Annotated in this window: 23 protein-coding genes and 1 tRNA gene; 16 read left to right on the top strand and 8 right to left on the bottom strand. The window is 67.3% G+C overall.

Annotation, left to right across the window (positions count from 1 at the left end):
- The first annotated feature begins 5 nt into the window (after nt 1-5).
- The 4 genes from ACODSY_RS09365 to ACODSY_RS09350 are packed head-to-tail and all read left to right on the top strand — an operon-like array spanning nt 6 to nt 3,179.
- Nucleotides 6-470, top strand: a complete 465-nt coding sequence (locus ACODSY_RS09365) for a 6,7-dimethyl-8-ribityllumazine synthase (protein WP_488951444.1) — start codon at nt 6-8, stop codon at nt 468-470.
- Complete coding sequence (gene nusB / locus ACODSY_RS09360) at nt 467-931, top strand: transcription antitermination factor NusB (protein WP_488951443.1); 465 nt, start codon at nt 467-469, stop codon at nt 929-931. The genes ACODSY_RS09365 and nusB overlap by 4 nt, the downstream gene beginning before the upstream one ends.
- Entirely contained in the window at nt 912-1,874 is a 963-nt protein-coding gene (gene thiL, locus ACODSY_RS09355; protein ID WP_488951442.1) for a thiamine-phosphate kinase, read from the top strand. The genes nusB and thiL overlap by 20 nt, the downstream gene beginning before the upstream one ends.
- Nucleotides 1,875-1,907: 33 nt before the next feature.
- Nucleotides 1,908-3,179, top strand: a complete 1,272-nt coding sequence (locus tag ACODSY_RS09350; protein WP_488951441.1) for a sulfatase family protein — start codon at nt 1,908-1,910, stop codon at nt 3,177-3,179.
- Here ACODSY_RS09350 and ACODSY_RS09345 read toward each other — a convergent pair.
- Nucleotides 3,176-4,132 carry a retroviral-like aspartic protease family protein gene (locus ACODSY_RS09345; RefSeq protein ID WP_488951440.1) on the bottom strand — a complete coding sequence of 319 codons (957 nt, stop codon included), beginning with the start codon at nt 4,130-4,132 and terminating at the stop codon, nt 3,176-3,178. The genes ACODSY_RS09350 and ACODSY_RS09345 overlap by 4 nt on opposite strands.
- A 110-nt stretch (nt 4,133-4,242) precedes the next feature.
- Between ACODSY_RS09345 and ACODSY_RS09340 the strand changes: the two genes are divergently transcribed.
- Together ACODSY_RS09340 and ACODSY_RS09335 are read left to right on the top strand one after the other, a co-directional pair.
- Nucleotides 4,243-4,689: a hypothetical protein gene (locus tag ACODSY_RS09340; protein ID WP_488951439.1), complete on the top strand. Its 447-nt coding sequence runs from the start codon at nt 4,243-4,245 to the stop codon at nt 4,687-4,689.
- Nucleotides 4,690-4,890: 201 nt separating this feature from the next.
- Nucleotides 4,891-7,020, top strand: coding sequence for a sodium-translocating pyrophosphatase (locus ACODSY_RS09335; RefSeq protein ID WP_488951438.1), 2,130 nt, complete (start codon nt 4,891-4,893; stop codon nt 7,018-7,020).
- An 81-nt stretch (nt 7,021-7,101) separates the two neighbouring features.
- Here the strand turns inward: ACODSY_RS09335 and ACODSY_RS09330 are convergent, their stop codons facing one another.
- Nucleotides 7,102-7,596 carry an outer membrane protein assembly factor BamE gene (locus tag ACODSY_RS09330; protein WP_488951437.1) on the bottom strand — a complete coding sequence of 165 codons (495 nt, stop codon included), beginning with the start codon at nt 7,594-7,596 and terminating at the stop codon, nt 7,102-7,104.
- Between the two features lie 111 nt (nt 7,597-7,707).
- On the opposite strand from ACODSY_RS09330, the gene ACODSY_RS09325 reads away from it, so the two are divergent.
- The 6 genes from ACODSY_RS09325 (at nt 7,708) to ACODSY_RS09300 (ending at nt 11,686) form a co-directional block, all read left to right on the top strand.
- Nucleotides 7,708-8,235: a ubiquinol-cytochrome C chaperone family protein gene (locus tag ACODSY_RS09325; RefSeq protein WP_488951436.1), complete on the top strand. Its 528-nt coding sequence runs from the start codon at nt 7,708-7,710 to the stop codon at nt 8,233-8,235.
- On the top strand, nt 8,232-8,747 hold the full coding sequence (locus ACODSY_RS09320) for a YceD family protein (RefSeq protein WP_488951435.1): 516 nt from the start codon (nt 8,232-8,234) through the stop codon (nt 8,745-8,747). The genes ACODSY_RS09325 and ACODSY_RS09320 overlap by 4 nt, the downstream gene beginning before the upstream one ends.
- Before the next feature lie 72 nt (nt 8,748-8,819).
- Nucleotides 8,820-9,875 carry a phosphate acyltransferase PlsX gene (plsX, locus tag ACODSY_RS09315; protein WP_488951434.1) on the top strand — a complete coding sequence of 352 codons (1,056 nt, stop codon included), beginning with the start codon at nt 8,820-8,822 and terminating at the stop codon, nt 9,873-9,875.
- A gap of 1 nt (nt 9,876) precedes the next feature.
- The gene (locus ACODSY_RS09310) at nt 9,877-10,857 is read left to right on the top strand and encodes a beta-ketoacyl-ACP synthase III (protein WP_488951433.1); all 981 of its coding nucleotides are present in this window, start codon (nt 9,877-9,879) and stop codon (nt 10,855-10,857) included.
- Between the two features lie 100 nt (nt 10,858-10,957).
- On the top strand, nt 10,958-11,260 hold the full coding sequence (locus ACODSY_RS09305) for an integration host factor subunit alpha (protein WP_488951461.1): 303 nt from the start codon (nt 10,958-10,960) through the stop codon (nt 11,258-11,260).
- A 15-nt stretch (nt 11,261-11,275) separates the two neighbouring features.
- Complete coding sequence (locus tag ACODSY_RS09300) at nt 11,276-11,686, top strand: MerR family transcriptional regulator (protein ID WP_488951432.1); 411 nt, start codon at nt 11,276-11,278, stop codon at nt 11,684-11,686.
- Between the two features lie 22 nt (nt 11,687-11,708).
- On the opposite strand, the gene ACODSY_RS09295 is transcribed toward ACODSY_RS09300, so the two are convergent.
- Nucleotides 11,709-11,785 (bottom strand) — tRNA-Pro (locus ACODSY_RS09295).
- Between the two features lie 76 nt (nt 11,786-11,861).
- A complete protein-coding gene (locus ACODSY_RS09290) occupies nt 11,862-12,071 on the bottom strand; it encodes a DUF2842 domain-containing protein (RefSeq protein ID WP_488951431.1) in 210 nt (69 codons plus the stop codon).
- An 89-nt stretch (nt 12,072-12,160) separates the two neighbouring features.
- Between ACODSY_RS09290 and ACODSY_RS09285 the strand changes: the two genes are divergently transcribed.
- The 4 genes from ACODSY_RS09285 to ACODSY_RS09270 all read left to right on the top strand — a co-directional run bounded on the left by ACODSY_RS09285 (nt 12,161) and on the right by ACODSY_RS09270 (nt 15,777).
- The gene (locus ACODSY_RS09285; protein ID WP_488951430.1) at nt 12,161-13,195 is read left to right on the top strand and encodes a COX15/CtaA family protein; all 1,035 of its coding nucleotides are present in this window, start codon (nt 12,161-12,163) and stop codon (nt 13,193-13,195) included.
- 179 nt (nt 13,196-13,374) lie between these two features.
- Nucleotides 13,375-13,848 carry a 50S ribosomal protein L13 gene (rplM, locus tag ACODSY_RS09280; RefSeq protein WP_488951460.1) on the top strand — a complete coding sequence of 158 codons (474 nt, stop codon included), beginning with the start codon at nt 13,375-13,377 and terminating at the stop codon, nt 13,846-13,848.
- The gene (gene rpsI, locus ACODSY_RS09275) at nt 13,848-14,336 is read left to right on the top strand and encodes a 30S ribosomal protein S9 (RefSeq protein WP_488951429.1); all 489 of its coding nucleotides are present in this window, start codon (nt 13,848-13,850) and stop codon (nt 14,334-14,336) included. The genes rplM and rpsI overlap by 1 nt, the downstream gene beginning before the upstream one ends.
- A 154-nt stretch (nt 14,337-14,490) precedes the next feature.
- Nucleotides 14,491-15,777 (top strand): tyrosine-type recombinase/integrase, encoded by a 1,287-nt coding sequence (locus ACODSY_RS09270; protein WP_488951428.1) that lies wholly within the window; start codon nt 14,491-14,493, stop codon nt 15,775-15,777.
- 266 nt (nt 15,778-16,043) lie between these two features.
- Here ACODSY_RS09270 and ACODSY_RS09265 read toward each other — a convergent pair whose 3' ends face one another.
- The 4 genes from ACODSY_RS09265 to ACODSY_RS09250 form a co-directional block, all read right to left on the bottom strand.
- The gene (locus ACODSY_RS09265; protein WP_488951427.1) at nt 16,044-16,886 is read right to left on the bottom strand and encodes an HNH endonuclease family protein; all 843 of its coding nucleotides are present in this window, start codon (nt 16,884-16,886) and stop codon (nt 16,044-16,046) included.
- Nucleotides 16,883-18,208: an AAA family ATPase gene (locus ACODSY_RS09260; protein WP_488951426.1), complete on the bottom strand. Its 1,326-nt coding sequence runs from the start codon at nt 18,206-18,208 to the stop codon at nt 16,883-16,885. Before ACODSY_RS09260 ends, ACODSY_RS09265 begins: the two co-directional genes overlap by 4 nt.
- A gap of 106 nt (nt 18,209-18,314) precedes the next feature.
- A complete protein-coding gene (locus ACODSY_RS09255; protein ID WP_488951425.1) occupies nt 18,315-20,891 on the bottom strand; it encodes a S8 family peptidase in 2,577 nt (858 codons plus the stop codon).
- 55 nt (nt 20,892-20,946) lie between these two features.
- A complete protein-coding gene (locus ACODSY_RS09250) occupies nt 20,947-21,972 on the bottom strand; it encodes an AAA family ATPase (RefSeq protein ID WP_488951424.1) in 1,026 nt (341 codons plus the stop codon).
- Nucleotides 21,973-22,108: the final 136 nt, after the last annotated feature.

The raw sequence follows: 22,108 nt of genomic DNA, 5'->3' as shown, positions 1-22,108 counted from the left end.
GACCTATGAGCGACGAGCCCATCCGCATCCTGATCGTGGAGGCGCGCTTCTATGACGACCTGGCCGACGCCCTGCTGGAGGGCGCGACCCAGGCCCTGAGCGCCTTCGGAGCGGAATACGACGTGGTCACGGTGCCGGGCGCTCTGGAGATCCCGGGCGCCATCGCCATGGCCGAAGAAGCGGGCCACAAGCCGACAGGCAAGCACTACGACGGCTATGTGGCGCTCGGCTGCGTGATCCGGGGTGAGACCTATCACTTCGAGATCGTCTCGAACGAAAGCGCCCGCGGGATCATGGACCTGACGGTGAACAAGCGCCTGTGCATCGGCAACGGCGTGCTCACGACCGAGGATGACGAGCAGGCCTGGGCGCGCGCCAGGATCAGCGAGGGCGACAAGGGGGGCGGCGCGGCGCGCGCGGCGCTGACCATGATCGAGCTGAAGCACCAATTCTCGGGCGCCAAGCGATGAGCGCGCACGCGTCTCGGTCCGTCGCGCGCCTGGCCGCCGTGCAGGCGCTCTACCAGATGGAAGTGTCCTCCATCGGCGTGGAAAGCGTGATCCGCGAGTTTACCGACCATCGCTTCGATCGCGCACTGGAGGGCGTGGAGGGGGAGGGCGACACCCTCGCGTCGGCCGACGAGGGGTTCTTCGCCGAACTGGTGCGCGGCGTCGTGGCGGAGCAGAAGAGGGTGGATGCCGCCATCGCCAAGCGCCTCGCCGAAAACTGGCGGCTGGAGCGGGTGGATGCGACGGTCCGCGCCATCCTGCGCGCCGGCGCCTACGAACTCATCTACCGCGCCGATGTCCCGACCGAGGTGGCCATCGATGAGTACGTCGATGTGGCGAAAAGCTTCTTCGAAGGCGCCGAGCCTGGCTTCGTGAACGGCGCGCTGGACGCCGTGGCGCGGGATGTCCGAACCGGCTCCTGACAAGCTCGATGAGTTCGGAGAGATCGCGCGTCTCTTCCGGCCGCTGACCCGCGGCGCCGCCGGCGCGTTTGAACTCAAGGACGACGCGGCGGTCATCCCGCAGCGGCCGGGCTTCGACCTAGTGGTCACCAAGGACGCCATCGTCGAAGGCGTCCATTTCCCTGAGGGGGAAGCGCCCGAAATGGTGGCGCGCAAGCTGGCCCGGGTGAATCTGTCCGATCTCGCCGCCAAGGCCGCCGAACCCTTCGCCGCCTTCCTGGCGGTGGCCTGGCCCGCGAGCTTCACGAGGCGCGACCGTGAACACTTCGCCATGGGGCTGGCCGCCGACCTGGAGGCCTTCGGCGTCGACCTGCTGGGCGGCGACACGGTCAAGACGTCGGGTCCCTTCACCTGCACCCTGACCGCCATGGGATGGGTTCCCGCCGGCCGCATGGTGCGCCGGGCCGGCGCGCGGCCGGGCGACAAGTTGCTGGTCAGCGGGACCATCGGCGACGCGACCCTCGGGCTGGCCGCCGTGAAGGACGAGATCGAGGATCCGGACGGGCGATTGGCCTATCGCTACCGCTTGCCTGAGCCTCGGCTGGACCTCCGCGAGACCCTGCGGCGCCACGCCACCGCGGCCGCCGATGTTTCTGACGGGTTGGTCGCGGACGCCCGGCACATCGCCGAGGCCAGCGGCGTCGGCTTGCTGATCGACCTGGACCGCATTCCGCTTTCCGGCGCAGCCGCCACATGGCTCGAGGGGCAACCGGACCTGGGCGCGGCCCTGCTGCGGCTGGGGAGCGGGGGTGACGATTACGAGGTGGTCTGCACGATGGCCTCGGGGGTTCGAAAGCCGCCCGGGTTCACCGTGATCGGCGAGGTTCGGGAAGGCGAGGGCGTGGACGTGGTCGCCGCCGGCCGCGTCGTCGATCCGGGCGCAGGCGGCTGGCGTCACGGCTGATCCGGGCTTACGTCGACCGGAAGTGGAGACAGCATGCGGCAGCCGAACGTCATCGTCATCCTGGCCGACGATCTGGGCTATGGCGATCTGGGCTGCGACGGCGGCCGGCACATCCGGACGCCGAACCTGGACCGCATGGCGGCGGAAGGCGTGCGGTTCACCGACTTCTATGCCTCGGCCAATGTCTGCACGCCGTCGCGCGCAGGGCTGCTGACCGGGCGCTACGCCATTCGTTCAGGCCTGGCGCACGAGGTGATCCAGCCTGCCGACACAACGGGCCTGCCGCGGAGCGAGATCACCGTCGCGCAGGCGCTGAAGCCCGACTACGCCACGGCCCTGATCGGCAAGTGGCACCTGGGCCACGTGACGCCCCACTGGCCGCCGACGGTCTACGGCTTCGACCGGTTCTATGGACTGCCCTACAGCCACGACATGCGTCCGCTGACGCTCTACGAGGGTCAGGGCGGCGAGGTCTCCGCCCACGATGGCAAGGTCGATTTCGCGACGCTAACCCAGCGATTCTTCGAACAGACGACCGCCTTCGCGGAGGCCAATCGGGATCGTCCCTTCTTCGTCCTGCTGGCCCTCACCGCGCCGCACATCCCGCTGGTACCCAACCCGGCCGATCCGATGGGGTCGCCCGCCGGCTCCTATGGCGAGGTGGTGGAGGAGGTCGACGCCAACGTCGGCCGGCTGCTGGATCGTCTCAAGGCGCTGGGGATCGACGACGACACCCTGGTGATTTTCACCTCGGACAACGGACCCTGGTTCGAAGGTTCGTCAGGGCCGTTCCGCGATCGCAAGGGCGGCTCGGCCTGGGACGGAGGCTTCCGCGTGCCCTTCGTCGCGCGCCAGCCTGGCCGGATCCCGGCGGGCCTGGTGGCGGACGGGCTCTCGAGCAATCTCGACTTGCTGCCGACGATCATGGCCCTGGCCGGCCTGCCGCTGCCCGGCGTGGACCTGGACGGCCGCGACATCTCCGACATGCTGACGACGGGGAGGGGCTCGCCGCACGACGAGATCCTGTTGTTCAACAATAACGATGTGGCGGCGGTGCGGACCGCGCGCTGGAAGCTGGTCGCCCGGTCCTATTACCGGACCTACGACATTCCTCTGGATCGGCTGCCGCTGCTCTTCGACATGACGAACGACCCCGGGGAGACCTACAGCCTGGCCAGCCTTCAGCCCGAGGTGTTGGCGGACATGAGGTCACGGCTGGAGCGCGCGCGCGCCAAGTTCGACCCTATCGGCAAGCAGTTTCCGCCGCACATCGCGCCCGCGAGCGCCGAGGCCCATCCCGACTAGACGAAGTCGAAGCGGACCTGCGAGCGGCCGAAGTCGAGCGCGACCTGTTCGAACTGGCTGAGCAGGTCCATCCCGATCACCAGGGCCGGGCTGTCCTTCAGGCCCCAGATGTCGAAGACGTGCATGTCGGCGTAGGTGACGGGAACATTGCCCAGGTGCAGCCCGCCCAGCCGCAGGAACGGCAGGAAGACCGCCTCGCCGGTGAAGACTTCGCCCGCCAGCGATTCCATCCGCACGTAGCGCGGCGCCTCATGCTGGCCGCTCCGGGCCTCCTGGCTCCGCACGAGGTCGCGGAGTTTCTGGTTGCAGAGGGTGCCCTGGGCGCCGGAATCGATGATGGCGCTGATGCGTTTGCCGCTCAGGTCGGCGTCCACGATGGTGAGCTGGCCGTGGCGCCGACGGGCCGGAACGACCACGACCCTGCCTGGTTCGGCTCGATCCTGTTGCGAGCGGGTGATCTCGAGCTTGCGGGCCTTGAAGTCGAGGACCAGCCGCTGGCCCTTCAGCCAGTCGACCCCCAGCACGCCGTCCACTTCCGGCCCCTTGAGGGGCAGGGCGGGGGCGCGGACCTTGCGCCGATCGCGCGGGCCCACCTGCAGGCGTTCCAGGGTGACGATCGGGCGCTGGCGAACGCCGACGACCGTGTGCACGGGGGCGCTCTCGACCGAGGTGAGCTCCAACCGCTCCATAAGGCGGTGCGAGACGCAGCTGATGTTGGCGCCAGTGTCGAGCAGGAAGTTGAACGGGCCCTGGTCGTTGATGGTGACGGGCGCCAGCATGTGCTCGTACTTGTCCTGGCCGGTGTCCAGCTTGGTCGGCGGGTCGTCCTCGTCGGGCAATTCCAGGGCGGCGACGGCGGCGGCGTTGTCCTGTGCAAAGGCGCGGGCCGCGGGCAGGGCGGCTCCGCCGGCGGCCAGCAGGCCGAGGGCGGCGTGGCGACGGGTCGGAGACATGCTCCGCACTCCTCCCTTTATGTCATTGTTGTGAAGCTATCACCGTTCGCCGAGCATCGCCACGCAACCCGTGGTGAACGGCGTGAACCTTGCGGCAACAGAATGCCGCGATGCTGACCGACATGATTCGCCGCGCCATGCTCGCCGCCGTCTTCCTCTCGCTCGCCGCCGGGGGCGCCTACGCCGCCGAGGGCAAGAAGGAGGGCAATGGGGATGTGGGCCAGTATGTCGACCTGCAGCCGGTGGGCCTGCCGATCGTGAGCGGCGGCCAGCTGGTCAACTACATCTTCGTCTCCGTCCGCATCAATCTGACCAGTCGCGCCAACGCGGCCCTACTGCGCGAGAAGGAGCCATACTTCCGCGACGCCCTGGTGCGCGCGGGCCATCGGACCCCCTTCACCGATCCCAAGAACCTCACGGTGATCAACGCGCCGATGCTTACGGCGACGCTCGGGCGGGAGGCCGCCCGGATCGCGGGGCCGGGCCAGATCCTCTCCGTCGTCGTGACGTCGCAGGCTCCGCGTCGCCGCCTGGGCGTCCACGCGCCCCCCGCCTGACCGCCGAACCGGCTTCCCCTGCGTCGCCGGTTGCACGCCCCTTGAAAACCTGACTACGTTCGCTGGTCTTTCCGGCGGCGCATTCACGCGCCCGGGAACAGGTTGGGGAAACGCGACGGGGGATGGGAGCCACCGACGTACCGCCCGACAGAGGCGGCCGCCGGTCACCCCCGCGATCAATTCGCAAAGGGGCGATTCAATATGAGTTCGGTTCTACTGTTGGTGATCGGCGCAGGCGCGCTGGCGGTGCTTTACGGCATCCTCCAGACGCTCTCGCTCCTGCGCGCCTCGCCGGGTAACGCCCGCATGCAGGAGATCGCCGCGGCGATCCAAGAGGGCGCGCAGGCCTATCTGAACAAGCAATACACCGCCATCGGGATCGTCGGCGTGGTGATCCTGATCGCCGGCTTCTTCCTGCTGGGCGCGTTGCCGGCCGTGGGCTTCGCCATCGGCGCGATCCTGTCCGGACTCGCCGGGTTCGCCGGGATGCTGATCTCGGTTCGCGCCAACGTCCGCACGGCTCAGGCCGCGTCGGAAGGCCTGGGCAAAGGCCTGTCGCTCGCGTTCCGCTCGGGCGCGATCACCGGCATGCTCGTGGCGGGCTTCGCGCTGCTCGGGGTGGCCGGCTACTTCTATGTGCTGACCGTGGGCATGGGGCTCGAAGCCACCAGCCGTGAGGTCGTCGACAGCCTCGTCGCCCTCGGCTTCGGCGCCTCGCTGATCTCCATCTTCGCCCGCCTGGGCGGGGGTATCTTCACCAAGGGCGCCGACGTCGGCGGCGACATGGTGGGCAAGGTCGAGGCCGGGATTCCGGAAGATGACCCGCGAAACGCCGCCACCATCGCGGACAACGTGGGCGACAACGTCGGCGACTGCGCCGGCATGGCCGCCGACCTGTTCGAGACCTACGCGGTGACCACGGTCGCCACCATGGTCCTGGCCGCGATCTTCTTCCGCGCCATGCCTGACGTGGTGGGGCCGATGATGCTGTTGCCGCTGGCCATCTGCGGGGTCTGCATCGTCACCTCGATCCTGGGCACCTTCGCGGTCCGCCTCGGCAAGTCGAACAACATCATGGGCGCGCTCTACCAGGGCCTGATCGTCACCGGCGTCCTGTCGGTCGGCGCGCTCTACTGGGTGATCACCAGCCTCGTGACCTCGGACGTCGAGGTCGCCGGCAAGGTGTTCGGCGCCATGCAGCTGTTCTACTGCGGCCTCGTGGGTCTGGTGGTCACGGCGCTGATCGTGGTCATCACCGAGTACTACACCGGCACGGGCTTCCGGCCGGTGAAGTCGGTGGCCAAGGCCTCGGTTTCCGGTCACGGCACCAACGTCATCCAGGGCCTCGCCATGAGCCTGGAGTCGACGGCGGCGCCGGCGCTGGTCATCATCGCCGGCATCATCGTCACCTACGGACTGGCGGGCCTGTTCGGCATCGCCATCGCCACGACGGCCATGCTGTCGCTGGCGGGCTTCATCGTGGCGCTCGACGCCTTCGGCCCGGTCACGGACAACGCCGGCGGCATTGCCGAAATGGCCGGCCTGCCGCCGGACGTGCGCGTCACCACCGATGCGCTCGACGCAGTGGGCAACACCACCAAGGCGGTGACCAAGGGCTACGCGATCGGCTCGGCCGGCCTGGGCGCCCTCGTGCTCTTCGCCGCCTATACCGAGGACCTGAAGTTCTTCGCCGCCAACGCCGAGCCGGGCTCGTTCTTCGAAGGCCTGGGCGCGGTGACGTTCGACCTCTCCAATCCGTATGTGGTGGTCGGCCTGTTGTTCGGGGGGCTGCTGCCCTACCTGTTCGGCGGCATGTCGATGACCGCCGTCGGGCGGGCGGCCGAGGCGGTCGTCGCGGAGGTGCGCCGTCAGTTCCGGGAGAACCCCGGCATCATGACCGGCGAGGTCAAGCCCGAGTACGGTCGCGCCGTGGGCATTCTCACCACCGCCGCCATCCGGGAAATGATCGTGCCCTCGCTGCTTCCGGTCGTTTCGCCGGTGCTGCTGTTCTTCCTCATCAATGCGATCGCCGGGCCCGTGAACGGCTTCGCCGCCCTGGGCGCCATGCTCATGGGCGTGATCGTGAACGGCCTGTTCGTCGCCATCTCGATGACCTCGGGCGGCGGCGCTTGGGACAACGCCAAGAAGCTGATCGAGGAAGGCCACCACGGCGGCAAGGGCTCGGAGGCTCACAAGGCCGCCGTGACCGGCGACACCGTCGGCGACCCCTACAAGGACACGGCGGGTCCCGCAGTGAACCCGATGATCAAGATCACCAACATCGTGGCGCTGCTGCTGCTGGCGATCCTCGCCCACGGCGCGGTCGGCTAGTCCGCTCCCGCCTCAGGCGCAAAGGAAAGGGCCCCGGAGAGCGATCTCCGGGGCCCTGTTCTTTTCGGCGCCGTGGCCGACTTAGCGGCGATCGCCCGGACGGTTGCCGGGGACGCCCTCGTCGTCCTGCGGAAGCATGGTGCCGCGGCCCACGCTGCCCAGCAGCTGTTCCAGCACCGTCATCTCGCGGCCGCGGGTCGGCGTCTCGCGGTTGTTGTAGGCGATCACCTTGCCGTCCTTGAGGGTGTAGACGTTCACCGTTTCCACCATCTCGGTTTCCTTGTTGAAGGCGATGGCGGTGACGTTGCGTTGGGTGACGCGGGGCCTGCGGAAAGCCACGCGCTCCTTCACCTGGTTCACGTAGAACCAGATGTTGGGATCGAAGGTGGACTGCACCGAGGGCGAACCCAGCTTGGCGCGAACGGTGGACTTGGTGTCCGTCCCCACCTTTACATCCTTGGGATCGCTGTCGATCGCCTGGAAGCCGGAATAGCTGGTGATCGGCGAGCACGCCGAGAGCCCGGCGGCCGTCAGGGACACGGCGGCGAAGGCGGCGAGGGCGGCTTTGCGTGACATCAGGACTCGTTTCTGGGCGCCAAGCGGGCAAGAGCCTTTGACCTATCGCCGGCCGCCCCTTAGTTCAATGCCGCCTTTAGCCGCCCCTTCTGGCGAAATCGAGGCCACGCCATGTTGAAGCGCCTGTTCAAATCCCGGCCGACCCAGGTCGCGGCCGAGGCGCTCTACGCCGCGATGGTCGCCCAGGCTCGCCAGCCGGCGCTCTACGCCAAACTGGGCGCCCCTGACACCGCCGAGGGCCGGTTCGAGATATACACCCTGCACACCTACCTGATCCTGGAACGGCTGAAGGGGCAGGGGCCGCATGCCGCCGATACGGCGCAGGTGCTGTTCGACACCTTCCTGAGCGGCCTGGACCATGGCCTGCGCGAGCTGGGCGTGGGCGACCTGTCCGTCGGCAAGCGGATGCGCAAGCTGGGCGAAGCCTTCTACGGGCGGGTCCATTCGTACGAGGCGGCGCTGGCCGCGCTCCCGGACCGCGCTGAGTTGGAGGCGGTGCTGGCGCGGACTGTCTATGCCAACGCCGACGCGGCGAGGGCGCCGGAACTCGCCACCTACCTGCTGGATCAACGCGAGGCGCTGGCGGCCCAGGACCTCGACCGGCTGAACGCCGGAGAACTCGCGTGGAGGCCGGTGTGAGCTGGAACAAGCCGGTCAAGCTGCACGAGGTCGGCCGCGGGCCGGTCCGGCTGAAACTCGCGCCCGACGAGGCTGAGCGCGCGGCGATCGCCAAGCGCCTGGGTCTGCGCAGCCTTCCAAGGCTGACGGCCGACGTCACGGTGAAGCCGTGGCTGGACGGGGTCGAACTGACGGGGCGCTTCCAGGCGGTCGTGGAACAGGTCTGCGGCGTGTCGCTGGACCCGTTCGAGCAACCGCTGGAGGGCGAAATCGAGGTCCGCGCTGTCCCGGCCGGCAGTCCGCATGCCACTTCGCCCGAGGGTGGCGAACTGGAGCTGGATCCGGACGCGCCCGACCCGCCCGACGTGTTGGAGACCGACGCCGTCGACGTGGCCGGCTATGTGGTCGAGCACCTGGCCCTTGAGATCGATCCGTTTCCGCGAAAGCCGGGCGTGACCTTCGACTATCAGCCGCCGGAGGAGGAAACATCTCCCTTCGCCGCGCTGAAGAAGCTCCAGGAACCAAAGGCCTAGTTTCCAGTCTTCTGCGGGCGGGAGTAAGGTCGCGCCGCGAATCCGGTTCGCCGAGGGACGAAAGCACCTAATTTGACCCAATCCCTGGTGATTTCCGTCGACGCCATGGGCGGCGACCACGGGCCGTCTGTGGTCGTTCCGGCCTGCGCGGCCGCCCTCGACGATCTGCCCGCCGCGGCCCGGCTGCTCATCCACGGCGACGAGGCCGCGATCCGCGGCGAGCTGTCCCGGTGCCGCGTCCCGGAAGGGCGCGTCGATGTGCGCCACGCCGATCGCGTCATCGCCATGGACGAGAAGCCGGCCCAGGCCATGCGCCGAGGGAAGGGCAGTTCCATGTGGAACGCCGTCGAGGCCATCCGCGAGGGTCAGGCGGTCGCCGCCGTCTCGGCCGGCAACACCGGCGCCCTGATGGCGATCTCCAAGCTGATCCTGCGGATGAGCGCCGACCTGGACCGCCCGGCGCTCGTCGCCAGCATTCCGCACGCCCGCGGCGTCACCACCTTCCTGGACGTCGGCGCCAACGTGGACTGCGACGCCGAGCGCTTGGTCGAGTTCGCCATCATGGGCGAGGCCTATCACCGCGCCGCCCACGGCGTGGCCAAGCCCACCGTCGGCCTGCTGAACGTGGGTTCCGAGGAGATGAAAGGTCACGAGGAGGTTCGCGAGGCCAACCGCATCCTCCGCGAAGGCAGGATCGAACTCGACTACAAGGGTTTCGTCGAGGGCGACGACCTCACCCACGGCTCGGTCGACGTCGTGGTCACGGATGGCTTCACCGGCAACGTGGCCCTGAAGGCCATGGAGGGCGCGGCAACCTTCATGTACGGCGAGCTGCGCGCCGCCTTGTCTTCGGGGCCCCTCGCGACCCTGGGCTTCTTGCTGGCGCGGCCGTCGCTGCGGCGCTTCCGCGACAAGATCAGCCCGCCGCCGGCCGCGCCACTGCTCGGGTTGAACGGGCTGGTGCTCAAGTGCCACGGCGGCGCGGACGCCCGCGACTTCGCGAAAGCCATCCGCGCGGCGGCGGATGTGGCGCAAAGCGGGTTTGCCTCGGAGATCGAACGGAATATGAGGCGGCTTCCCGCCGCCCTTGCGCCGGCGAACCCCGCACCCGCGGACGGAGCCGTCTGAATTGTCAAAAGTCCTGCGTAGCGTCGTGACCGGGGTCGGCGGCTATCTGCCCGACCGCATCGTGACGAACGACGAGCTCGCCAAGATCGTCGACACCTCCGATGAATGGATCCGCGAGCGCACCGGCATCCGCCAGCGCCGCCAGGCCGACGACGACACGCCGGTCTCCGACCTTGCCGTCCAGGCCGCGCGTCGGGCCCTGGAGGCCGCGGGCCGCACGCCGGACGATGTCGACCTAATCATCGTCGCCACGACGACGCCGGACCTTACATTCCCGGCGGTCGCCACCATCGTGCAGCGCAAGCTGGGCTGCCCCGTGGGCATCGCCTTCGACATTCAGGCGGTCTGCTCGGGCTTCGTCTACGCGCTGTCGACCGCCGACGGCTTCGTGGCGCGGGGCCGCAGCAAGTGCGCCCTGGTGATCGGCGCCGAGACGATGACGCGTCTCATGGACTGGACCGACCGCGGCACCTGCGTTCTGTTCGGCGACGGCGCCGGTGCGGTCGTGCTGGAGCCGGGCGAGGGCGAGGGGACCACGGCCGACCGTGGCCTACTGGGCTTTGCGCTCCGCGCCGACGGGACCAAGCAGGAGCTGCTCTACGTCGACGGCGGCGTCTCAACGAACCGCCAGACGGGCTATCTGCGCATGCAGGGCAACCAGGTGTTCCGCCACGCCGTGGTGAACATCTCCGAGGCCGTGCGCGCCGCCGCGGCGGACGCCGGCGTCGAGGTGCCGGAGGTGGACTGGTTCATCCCGCACCAGGCCAACCAGCGGATCCTTGAAGGCGTGGCCAAGCGCCTGGGCATCGACGAGCACAAGGTGATCTCCACCGTCGCCGAGCACGCCAACACCTCGGCGGCCTCGATTCCGCTTGCGCTCGACCAGGGCGTGAAGGACGGTCGCATCCAACCGGGGCAGCTGTTGCTGCTTGAGGCGATGGGCGGCGGCCTGACGTGGGGCGCCTGCGTCCTGCGCCTTTGACGGCCAGTTAGGCTTAAGCTGTAAAGCGTGACTTGAAGTCTTTGTGGCAATGGGACAATCAAGGCGCATGAACGACGTTTCTGCGGGGACAATGGCGATCATGAAGGGCGCGACCGTGACGCGGGCCGACCTGTGCGAGTCCGTGCACGAGCAGGTGGGTCTCACCCGTCAGGATTGCTCCGAGCTCGTCGAGCGCGTGCTTGAGCTGATGTGCCAGGCGCTGGAGCGCGGCGAACAGGTCAAGCTCTCCGGCTTCGGCGTGTTCCAGGTGCGGGCCAAGCGCGCCCGTATGGGCCGCAATCCCAAGACCGGCGAGCCCGCCGCCATCGATCCGCGTCGCGTCATCGGCTTCCGTGCGTCGCAGGTGATGAAGGCGCGCGTCGACCGAGCCCTCCAGCGGTGACGGCCGCGTAGCCCGGTGGCCAAGGGGCCCGAAGCCTTCCGGACGATCTCCGAAGCGGCGGACGAGCTTCACGTGCCCCAGCACGTCCTACGGTTCTGGGAGACCAAGTTCAGTTTCATCAAGCCCATGAAGCGGGCCGGCGGCCGGCGCTTCTACCGCCCCGCCGACATCGCGGTGCTGCGCGGCGTGCGCCGCCTGCTCCACGACGAGGGCTACACCATCAAGGGCGTCCAGAAGCTCCACCGCGAGCAGGGGCTGAAGCGCCTTGTGGCGGCGGGCGAGGGCGCGTCCCAGGTCCCGGCCGCTGCGCCGGCTCCCGTTCCCGTCGAGGCGCCGAAGCCGAAAGGCGAGAGCTCGGCGCTGCTCGACGCCCTGCGCGACCTGGAAACGGCCAAGGCCCGATTAGACGGGCTGCTCAAGGACTGAGGGAATTCTCGCCGCCGGCCGCTGGTCGGAGCGACAGGATTTGAACCTGCGACCCCTTGACCCCCAGTCAAGTGCGCTACCAAGCTGCGCCACGCTCCGAAGGGCCAGGCGGCGAGGGGCGTCTTCTAGCGGATAGACGCACGACCGCAAGCGCCAAGTTCAGCCCGCATCGCGATCAGGCCTTGGGCGGCGGCTCGCGGTTCATCCAGCGTATCAACGGGAACAGCGGAACGCCCCAGAGCGTCCCGGCCACGGCGTAGTAGAGCAGGCGCACCGCCCAATGGTCCGGGACGTAGTCCCCCAGTGTGGCGACGGCGGCTACATAGAAGCCGCAGAACGCCAGGATGCCGATCAGGCCGATGAATTTGCGCAGGCGCGGTGACATGGCCGCGTCATAGAGCGCTGGAGGCCCGGGCGGAAGCCGGGTAGACAGCCCGCCAAAGTTCAGCCCAGAAGCTGCGCCACCGCCCATCGATGACTTCCTTCCTGCGTTCCGACCGTTCCAAGCCCGTGGCCATCTGGCTGCTCGTTGTGGCCGCCATGGTGCTGGCCATGGTGATCGTTGGCGGCGCCACGCGCCTCACCGACAGCGGCCTGTCGATCACGCAGTGGAAGCCCGTGACGGGCGCGATCCCGCCGCTGAGCGACGCCGACTGGCGGCGCGAGTTCGCCCTCTACCAGCAGATACCCCAGTACAGCCAGCTCAACGCCGGCATGAGCTTGGCCGCGTTCAAGTCGATCTACTGGTGGGAATGGTCGCACCGCCTGTTGGGCCGCCTCCTGGGCATCGTCTTCTTCGTGCCGTTCGTGGTGTTCGCCATCCGGCGCGAACTGCCGCGCAGGCTGTTCCTGCGCCTGGGCGGCATCTTCGTGCTGGGAGGCCTGCAGGGCGCGGTGGGCTGGTGGATGGTCTCCAGCGGCCTGGCCGAACGGGTTTCGGTGGCGCCGGAGCGGCTCATGGTCCACCTGGGCCTGGCCTTCGCCCTGCTGGGGCTCTTGCTGTGGACCGCGTTCGACGCCTGGTCGGGCGCGGCGCGGCAGACGCTGCCCAGCCCCTGGGGACGGCGGGCCTCGTGGCTGATCGGCCTGATCTATCTGCAGATCCTGCTTGGGGCTCTCGTCGCCGGCAACGACGCGGGGCTGGTCTACAACGACTGGCCGCTGATGAACGGGGCGCTGCTTCCCGATGACTACGGCTCGGGTTCGGGCCTCTGGGCGACGCTGGCCCACGTCCAGGGCGCCGTGCAACTGCATCACCGGCTCGTGGCCTACCTGCTGACCGGCGTGGCCGTGGCGATCGGCGTGGCGGCCTGGCGGTCGAACTATCTGACGCGCGAGTCCAAGCTGCTGGCCGTCGCCGTGGCGGCCGCAGTTGTGGTTCAGGCGCTGTTGGGAATCGGCACTCTGATGATGCACGCGCCGGTCGGCATGAGCATCGTCCACCAGCTCATGGCGGCCCTGGTGCTCAGCCTGGCGGTGGCCTTCGCGTGGCGAGTCCGACGAGTCTGAGCGAAGAAAATAACGGTATCATATTACCGCGTCGACTATGGTATTGTTTTATCGATGCTTTTGGGGAAGTCTGCGGCGTTCTGATTGTTGACTTTCGCCCTCATCGCCTGCATATGCCGCGCCTCACGTCGGGGACGCATCCGCGAACCCGCTTAGGTTCTATTGGATCGTCCCTCATGCTGAAGAGCACCACGGCTTCGCTGAAGCCCGCCGAGGTCGAGAAGAAGTGGATCGTGATCGACGCCCAGGACGCCGTTGTCGGCCGCCTGGCTTCGTTCATCGCCATGCGTCTTCGCGGCAAGCATCGCGCTGATTACACCCCGCACGTCGACTGCGGCGACTTCGTCGTCGTCGTGAACGCTCACAAGGTGAAGTTCACCGGCAAGAAGGCCACCGACGAGGTCTACTACTGGCACACCGGCCACCCGGGCGGCGTGAAGCAGCGGACCCCGGCCCAGATCCTGGCCGGCAAGTATCCCGAGCGCGTCCTGGAAAAGGCCGTCGAGCGCATGCTGCCGAAGGAAAGCCCGCTGGCCCGCAAGCAGATGACGCACCTGCGCATCTACAACAGCGCCGAGCATCCGCACGCCGCTCAGAACCCCGAGACCATCGCGTTCGCCGAGCTGAACGCCAAGAACGTGCGGAGCGCGTAATGAGCGAAGCCAACACGACCGAAGCCACCGGCTTCGACGCCCTGAAGGGCATGGGCACGCAAGCGGCCGAGGAAATCGTCCGCGAGCCCAAGATCGACGCCCAAGGCCGCGCCTATGCCACCGGCAAGCGCAAGAACGCCGTGGCGCGGGTCTGGATCAAGCCGGGCTCCGGCAAGATCACGATCAACGGCCGCGACCAGGAAATCTATTTCGCGCGTCCCGTGCTGCGCATGATGATCGCCCAGCCGATGGAGCTGACCGATCGCGCCGGTCAGTTCGACGTCGACTGCACCGTGGAAGGCTCGGGCCTTTCGGGTCAGGCCGGCGCCGTGCGTCACGCCATCTCCAAGGCCCTGACCTACTATGAGCCGGGCCTGCGCAAGGTCCTGAAGCCGCACGGCCTCCTGACCCGCGACCCGCGCGTCGTGGAGCGCAAGAAGTACGGCAAGGCCAAGGCCCGACGCAGCTTCCAGTTCTCGAAGCGCTAACTCCGACGCTTCAATTTGTTGAATAAAAACAGGCGCCTAACGCAAGTTGGGCGCCTGTTTTGCCATTCACAAATGACTCACAAGCGGTTGTATTTTCCGCAGTTTCCAGTTAGCGTTTTGCACAGTTCCTTCACAGGAATTGGCGAGGCGCGTAATGCCCGGCAGCTTCTATCAAGAGGTCCACCGCCTGCGTGACGGGGCCGTCATGGTCTACCGCCGCGGCGACACCAAGCAGCAGGTCTATCAGGCCCGCCTGAAGGTCCCGGGCGTCAGCGGCTACGTCATCCGCTCCCTCAAGACCCGCGACCTCCCCACCGCCCTCAACCAGGCCGAGGACCTCTTCTACGAGATGCGCGCCGAGCAGAAGCTCGGCATGGACGTGCGCGTTTCCGGGAACCTCAAGTTCAAGGACCTGTGGAAGCGGTTCTACGCGGCCCACGAGAGCGGGCTGTCGGTTCACCGCCAGCGGCTGCACCGGTTCATGGCGGAGAAGTACTTCAACCCGTACTTCGGCGACGCCCGCGTCAACGACATGCCGGACGCCTTCGTGGAGCGGTACTGGGATTGGCGCATCAACTACCACAATCCCGACCGCTGGGACGGCGATGAGGAGATCCCCGCCAACGCCGTCAAGGTTCCCGCGCAGAAGACCCTCGACATGGAAGCCGGCATGCTCCGGCAGATCTTCCGCTGGGGTAAGCGGATCGGCTTCGTCAAGCGCGAGCCCTGGGTCAAGGCCACCAAGGTGAAGCACACCAAGGGCGTGGAGCGCCGGCCGACCTTCGACGAGACCGAGTGGAAGGCGATCTACACGTTCCTACGGGACTGGGTGAAGGAGGACATGGTCTCGGCGGCCGGGGAGGGTGGCGGCCGGCTGCATCGTTCCGGGCCCAACGCCATGCACCGCTATCAGCGCGAGCTGCTGCGGGACTATCTTCTGTTCATGGCGAATTCGGGCCTTCGCCCCAACGAGGCCCGCCAACTCTGCTGGCGGGACCTGCGGATCGAGAAGGACGCCGAGAACAAGCCGGCGCTTGTCGTGGAGGTGGCGCCGACGACGAAGACGGGCGCCCGCACCGTCGTCTGCCGCGAAGGCACGCAGACGTACCTGGACCGGCTGAAGAAGCTGTCGCGGCACAGCGCGCCGGACGACCTCGTGTTCTGCGGCTATGACGGCAAGCCCGTGGAGAACTTCAACAAGACCTTCGCGAGCGTCCTGTCGCGGCTGAAACTCCTGGACGACCGCTGGGGCAAGCGGCGGACGGTCTACAGCCTGCGTCACTTCTATTGCACGCAATGCCTGCTTTCCGGGATTCCGGTCCACGTCCTGGCCAAGAACATGGGGACCTCGATCACCTACATCGAGAAGCACTACAGCCACGTGCTCACCGTGATGCAGGCGAAGGAATTGCGGACCAAGAAGTTCAAGGCCAAGGCGTAGCTCGTTCAGCCGTAGGCGAGGGCGTCAGATGACGCCTCGCCCTCGCCGCCATGAAGATGGCGGCTGTCAGGCGCCGCCCGGAGGGGTGGCGCGGATTGGGCAGGGAGGCCCACTTATGAAACGGCTGCGAGCGCATCAGTCGGCGCGGAAGCAGTGGGACGTGGCGAAGGCGAAGACCTGACTCATTGGCGAAGTTCGGAACGTCCGCTCTCGGTTACGCGCGACCGGGCGTTCGGCATAGCTAGGGGTTCGCGCAACCCTGTGGCTCACAGCGGACCCGGCAATCCCCACTCCGCGGCGAACCAGCGTTGCATCCCCGAAAATGGGCGCTGCGCACGCTGCATGTCGCGCATCTGCCGCTCTACCTGTCGCCGCGTTTCGTCCTGAAGCCGTGGATCGCCCAGCACGTCACGAAAGACCATGAAGGGGGCATAGGCCGCAAACCGGTCGCGCCTGAGAGTCTCGCGGTTCAGACCCAGGTAGGCCTCGGCCGCAGCCACGGCGCGGTCCGCTCGATCACCGCCGGCGGATCGGATCCAGATCTCCTCGTTCGCAGGGTCCACTTCGTAAGAGAAAAGCGGAGCCGGGTCCTCGAAGTAGGGATTGACCAGATTGGCGTCTTCGGGTGCCCACAGTGCGACTAGGTGATCGTCCTGTAGAGTCTCGGCGTCCAGCGTGAGCTGCGCAACAAGCGCGTCGAGGCCCGCGCCGGCGGGCTTCACGGCCGGCAGCGGCGGCGCGGTCGCAGCCACGCCGACCAGCGGGAAGTTGTCGCCCTTATAGGTCTGGTTGCAGAGCTGGCAGGCGAACAGGTAGTTGTCGAAACAGAAGGCCAGCCACCAATAGATTGATTTGGGCCGGAAGTGCTCGACGTCGCCGTGCGCCACCGTCTCGGTGCTGGCCTCGCAATAGGCGCACTTGCTGTGGCTTTCGCGCTTCATCGCACCCTTGGCCGGCTTCCAGGTGCTCGATTTGAAGGCCCACTTCCCGCCATTGGATTGGGCGGCGTAGTAGAGATCGATGAGCGCAAGCGCCTTCTCGCGCAGCTTCGCGCCGCGGAAGCTTGCGGGGATGGCGGTGGCGGAGCGATCCCGCTGAAGCTTGATCACCGGCGGCGAGGGCGCAGCGGCCGCTTCGCCTGGGCCAGGCGCTTGATCGGCTCGGGTTCGTCGGAGCCGGCGAGCTCGCGGGCGACCTTCTCCATGAGTTCGTTGGTGCGCGACATATAGGGCGGCGTCTCGCGCCAGTTCGGCACGTCCGCGAGGGTCGCGGAAATATCCCGAATGCGCCGCTGACTGACCGTGCTGTTGACCTGCGCCACCCCACCAACGCCTTGCAGTTCACGCAGCTCTTGGCGCGCTGCGGCGACCTGGGGCGAGTCCAACGTCTCCAGGCCGAAGATCGGGCTCTGCAGCAACTGGTGGAGCATCAACTTGTTCGGAGCACCCCTGTAGTGCTCCATGACCGTCCCACCCTCCGGTGCGCGGCGCATGATGTGGAGTTCGCCCTCGTCGGCCGAGTGGACCGTCAGCGGGGAATGGGTGGTCAGGACCACCTGAAGGTTGGGCAAGGTCTCGCGCAGGAATTCCACCAGCCGTCGCTGCCAGATGGGGTGCAGGTGCAGGTCGATCTCGTCGATGAGCAGCACGCCGCGCGCCTGCAGCGGATCCTGGTAATTCGCGAAGGTCTCGGTGATCCGATACAGAAGGTCGCCGCACCACGCCGCCATCGCCTGGTAGCCGTCAGAGAGCGCCGCCAGCGGGAGTTCGCCGTCCGGGGTGGCGAACAGGACCTGCCGCCGCTCCCGGTCGATCCGTGCGAAATCGACGTCGGGGAGGAGGGTGTGGAAGGCCCGCTTTACAACGGCCAGACCGCCGTCGCCGCGACGATAGTCAAGGTCCATCGCCCAGCGCTCGAACGAAACCAGGGGCGCCTCACCCGAGAACAGGGTCGCCATGGACTGCGCCCGCGTACTCTCGAAAGGAGAGCCTCGTGAGGTGGAGAGCTTGTCGTTTGAGGCGCGGCGCGTGACGCCGTAGCCCACGACGAAATAGTTGCGATCGGCATGAGCGACGGCCGCATCGATTTCGCGGAGCGCCGCGCGGTTGCGATCGAGGAAGTCGAAGCGCCCCTGGCCCCGCGTGAAATTGAGGGCGGCGTGGCGGGTCTGATTGTTGGCCGTGGCGAAGACGACATCGATCGAGGCCTCCGCCTCGCCAAGCCGGATCCAGTCGTTCGGATCGCCAACTAGCTCGGAGACCGCATCGGCACCGGCCATGACCAGGGCGATGGCGCGCAGCACGGAACTCTTGCCCGTCCCGTTCTCGCCCAGGAGATAGGTCCAGCGCCGGGCCTTGTCACCGTCCGTGAACGTGAGGTCGAGTTCGCGGATGGACCGGAGATTTCGAAGGGTCAGCTGTCGAAGAAACATTCGGCCGAGTGTCCAGTCTGCGCGGTGAGACTACCGGCCCGAGCGCCTGCCGTCTCTGGTCATGTCTGGCCTGCTCACAACGTCCCCGCATGCTATCGCTTGCCGCCTATCCGATAAGGACAGCGAGCTCCTTGTCGATCAGGACCGTGGACGCCTCGGTGTGTAGATCAATCTCCGCGCCCTCCGCGTCGATGGACAGGATCAAAGCGTAGCGACCCGTGTCGGTGTGGCGGCGTTTGCCGAGATGCGTCTTCCACCACCCCACCGCAGGGTGCACGGCGACCGCGTCATGGTCGACGAGGTCGCAAGCCTTTCCACGCCAGATGTCGCAATGGAGAGACCCCGCCGAGACGGCCTTCGGCCCAAGGAGCCAGTTCTGCGTGGCCACGCCCTTCTCCTCAGACTCTTCCTCTCCGAACGGATCCTCCCCGTCGATTTCACCGTCCAGCTGGAGTTGGCTGAGGCGACTACGGAAATCTTCTTCGCTTTCGTTTCGCTTCTTCAAGGTGAACCGCAGCCCGTAGGACCGATAGGTCTCCGGACGCGTGGCGCCCTTCCCGCTGAGGTTGGGTTCGATGAAGTACGATAACGTCACCCGCATCATGACTGCCTTCTCGCCCAGTTCCCGCAGCTTCTCCTTCGGCCACGGCAGGTCATAGAAGTGGACTTCGTTGTACACCGCCGTTCCCGGAGCTGCCCCCGCGGCGAAGGGCTGTATTTCGGCCTGCGCGATCATCGTGAAGTCGTTCTTCGCGGAATTGACGGCCGCTTCCAGCTGAGGGACGCCAAAGCCCACGTGCCGCAGAACGTTCTGCTTTTCGGACTTGGTGCCCGACTTCCAGACCTTGCCGCGCCCGATCAGCCGTCGCCGGATCGGCGTCGGCCACCTGGCGGAGTGGACAGTGAGGGCCCGGTAGGTCTCGGGCCAATACCCGGGCAAGGTCGCCTGCAGCCGGCCAACGAAATGGCCAGCCATCCCCACTGCGGCGCTTGTCGCCCAGAACGGCAGAAGCGGCTCGGCGCTGACATTGCTGCCCGCAGCCAGGAGCGAGAGGGCGGGGTGCCAGTCGCAATAGCCAAGACTGTCGATGGTCATGTTGCCGGCCTCGAACAGCACCTCGGGCTTCAGCGGGAGGAGGTCGGTCGGCAAATCCCGGCTCGAGGAGCTGTACGGACTGACATCATTGGCCTCCGCCATCGGCACCAGGTCCGACAGACCGGCCCCGAGGTTGGTCTTGGCCGTGTAACCGCCGATGGTCAGGGCGTTCCAGCTCTGGGCGGGGTCGGAGAGACAGGCGCCTTCGGCGACCTCCGTCGCCAGGGCTCCGACGACATTGCCGGCGGCGACGAGCACGAGACGCTTGGGCGTCTGGGCCGCCTTGCTGACGCCCTCGCGTTCACCTTCAAGCGCGCCGGCCGCGATCTGGTCGAGGGCGCCGCTCCAAGTCGACGGACGGCTCGGGTCAATCAAGGGCGTGCAGCTCGCCAGGCAGAAGGTCCGCAGAGCGTCGGGTCGCGAGATCTCGACCAGCGACACGGCGGACTGGGTGACGACGCCGTAACTGGGAGGCGGCGTGGGCGCGGCCCCCCGCGGTGGCAGTAATTTCACCGACTCGACCGTGTGGGTGAGCTCGATCACCCGCTGATCGGACATCGCAAACCCGAGGTCGCCATGGAGGGCAAGGCTCGCGACGCTCGTGCCATGCCCACCGAAAGGGTAGTGGTCGTCTGTCCCCCAGCTTGCATCGACCGCCAGCGCGGCCGAGAGGCCGTCCACGAGCAGCGGGTGGGCAGCCGCGATGCCGGTGTCCAATACGCAGACCGTCGGCGCGTTGGATCGGGCCGGGATCGTTCGGCCGGCGAGGTCACCCACGAAGTCGTGCTGGCTGACGCGGTCCGCGCCGAGGGTCAGGAACGGCTCGATGTTGCCCAGACCGTGGCGCACCTCGGCGACAGCACCGGGGATGCGCGACACGAAGGCCAACAAGGGGCGCGCCGCGGCATGGATGAACAGCACCGTGGTGTCGGGGAAAACGAGCGTCTCGGGATGAACATCGAGGTTCAGTGCGGCCGCGGTGCTGCGGACCGAGGCGGGTATTCCTTGAAGGTCGCGGATCCAGAGCTCCCACCACTTCGGCGCGGCGTCGCTCAGGTCAAAGCCCGAAGGGAAGAGCTTGGCGGTCTCCGCCGCCAGGATCCGTTCCACGCGTTCGAACTGGGCGACGTAAGGGCGATCCCGGTTTCCGAGATTGCGCGATCCATATTCGGCCACCCGACGCTTGAGGCCCTCGCGCGCGTCGTCCGGGACGAACACTACGGATTCCTCCCCGCGATCCGCCGTGCGGTGCGAGCGGAGGATGACGATGTCCTGGCTGGGAGACTCGAAGGCCAGGGGAACTTTACTCGGGCCCTTGCGATCTGTGTCCGGCGGGAGGGTCTCGAGGGTGACCAGGACGCCGGGCTTCAGACCAGCGATCGGGAGCCGGGCGTCAGCGTGACCTAAGGGCAGTCGCGGCAAGGCGTCAGAAAGCTGCTGAAGCAGGCGCTCACCATGCGCCGCGTAGTCGCCCCGGAGGGGTTTGGCGTCCATCTTCCGTTTGGGCGCGGCATAGGCGCCGACGCGGCGCACGCCATCGAGGGAGATGTGCGGCGAGGCGCGCAGATTGTAGTCCGGATCAGGCATTGAACGCTTCGCGCGATTCGCGGGAAGGCGATCATCGGCGGTTGTGACGCTTGCCTCAAGCGGGTCTGTGGAACCGCTCCCGGAAGACCTTGCGATCCCGCAGCATCGCCGTGAGATGCTCGACCGAGACCTCGACCTGGTTGTCGAGAATGGCTTCGCGCAACGCCGAGTCCGTGGCGCGAACGATTTCGCCTTGGCTGAGACCGGTCATCTCGTCCCCGAGGGTCTTCAGCGCCCTTGCCGCCACTTTGAACTTTCCGAGGCGGGATTTGAGGATCGCGACGCCTTCCTTAGGCGACGGGAGGGCGTATTCGATCACTTCGTCAAAGCGACGCGCGAGGGCGTGGTCGAGAATCTCGACGTGATTGGTCGCGGCGACCACCACGCTGTCGGTGCTGTTGGGCTCCTCCATGAACGACAGCACCGCGTTCAGGATGCGCCTCATCTCGCCGACGTCGTTCGGGTCGCCGCGCCGGGCGCCGACGGCATCGAATTCGTCGAGAAGATATACTCCACGCACCTGGGCGACCTGGTCGAACAGCAGCCGCAGCTTTGCCGCGGTCTCACCCATGTAGCGACTGAAGACGGCCTCCAGCTTCACTGTAAAAAGCGGGATGCGAAGCTCCGCCGCCAGCGCGGCCGAGGTCATGGTCTTTCCGGTCCCCGGCGGGCCGATCAGGAGGAGCCGGCTGGCCGGAACCTGACCGTGCTCTCGCAGAGTGGCGCGGGCGGATTGCTGGCGTACCACGCGGTTGAGTTTGTCCGCGGTGTCCGCACCCAGGACCATGTTGGCGAGGCGCGTCTTCGGGTAGGTGCTCTCGACGATGCTCTGAAGCTCACCGCGTGGACGAGCCAGCGGGATCGGCGCGGCCGCCGTCGCCGGTTGCCGATGAAGGTCGCGGACCTTTTGGACGGCGTTCTTGAGTGCCTCGGCGTCGTCGCGACGTCCAGCGCGCGCCTCGTTGGCAGCCATCGAGAGGACGATGGAGAGCAGGCGCTCCTCGTCGCCCTCGGCATGAGAGCTTAGGAGGGCGAGGATGTGCTTGATCGTCATCGCAGCGCCTTCCTCGATGATGCGCAAGTTTAGCGCGAGTCGCAGTTAACGACGCGTTCCCGGACGTGTCGCGCGCCCTTAGCCGATTATTGGGTCGCAAACACGAGCCTATAGTGCGCCTGTGTCAAAATTTGTCAGCAGCGGAACCCGGCTCCTGCGCGCG

Source organism: Phenylobacterium sp. FG114 (assembly GCF_057809855.1).
Note: the sequence above shows the minus strand (reverse complement) of the source record. Positions and strands in the feature narration are given on the sequence as shown.

Bases quoted from the DNA above. Each gene is read 5' to 3' on its own strand.
- ACODSY_RS09330 (WP_488951437.1), bottom strand. From the start codon at position 7,596: ATGTCACGCAAAGCCGCCCTCGCCGCCTTCGCCGCCGTGTCCCTGACG.
- ACODSY_RS09305 (WP_488951461.1), top strand. From the start codon at position 10,958: ATGAAGGGCGCGACCGTGACGCGGGCCGACCTGTGCGAGTCCGTGCAC.
- ACODSY_RS09335 (WP_488951438.1), top strand. From the start codon at position 4,891: ATGAGTTCGGTTCTACTGTTGGTGATCGGCGCAGGCGCGCTGGCGGTG.
- ACODSY_RS09290 (WP_488951431.1), bottom strand. From the start codon at position 12,071: ATGTCACCGCGCCTGCGCAAATTCATCGGCCTGATCGGCATCCTGGCG.
- ACODSY_RS09350 (WP_488951441.1), top strand. From the start codon at position 1,908: ATGCGGCAGCCGAACGTCATCGTCATCCTGGCCGACGATCTGGGCTAT.
- thiL (WP_488951442.1), top strand. From the start codon at position 912: ATGTCCGAACCGGCTCCTGACAAGCTCGATGAGTTCGGAGAGATCGCG.
- ACODSY_RS09260 (WP_488951426.1), bottom strand. From the start codon at position 18,208: ATGTTTCTTCGACAGCTGACCCTTCGAAATCTCCGGTCCATCCGCGAA.
- ACODSY_RS09345 (WP_488951440.1), bottom strand. From the start codon at position 4,132: ATGTCTCCGACCCGTCGCCACGCCGCCCTCGGCCTGCTGGCCGCCGGC.
- ACODSY_RS09270 (WP_488951428.1), top strand. From the start codon at position 14,491: ATGCCCGGCAGCTTCTATCAAGAGGTCCACCGCCTGCGTGACGGGGCC.
- ACODSY_RS09325 (WP_488951436.1), top strand. From the start codon at position 7,708: ATGTTGAAGCGCCTGTTCAAATCCCGGCCGACCCAGGTCGCGGCCGAG.
- ACODSY_RS09340 (WP_488951439.1), top strand. From the start codon at position 4,243: ATGCTGACCGACATGATTCGCCGCGCCATGCTCGCCGCCGTCTTCCTC.
- ACODSY_RS09285 (WP_488951430.1), top strand. From the start codon at position 12,161: ATGACTTCCTTCCTGCGTTCCGACCGTTCCAAGCCCGTGGCCATCTGG.
- ACODSY_RS09365 (WP_488951444.1), top strand. From the start codon at position 6: ATGAGCGACGAGCCCATCCGCATCCTGATCGTGGAGGCGCGCTTCTAT.
- ACODSY_RS09255 (WP_488951425.1), bottom strand. From the start codon at position 20,891: ATGCCTGATCCGGACTACAATCTGCGCGCCTCGCCGCACATCTCCCTC.
- rpsI (WP_488951429.1), top strand. From the start codon at position 13,848: ATGAGCGAAGCCAACACGACCGAAGCCACCGGCTTCGACGCCCTGAAG.
- nusB (WP_488951443.1), top strand. From the start codon at position 467: ATGAGCGCGCACGCGTCTCGGTCCGTCGCGCGCCTGGCCGCCGTGCAG.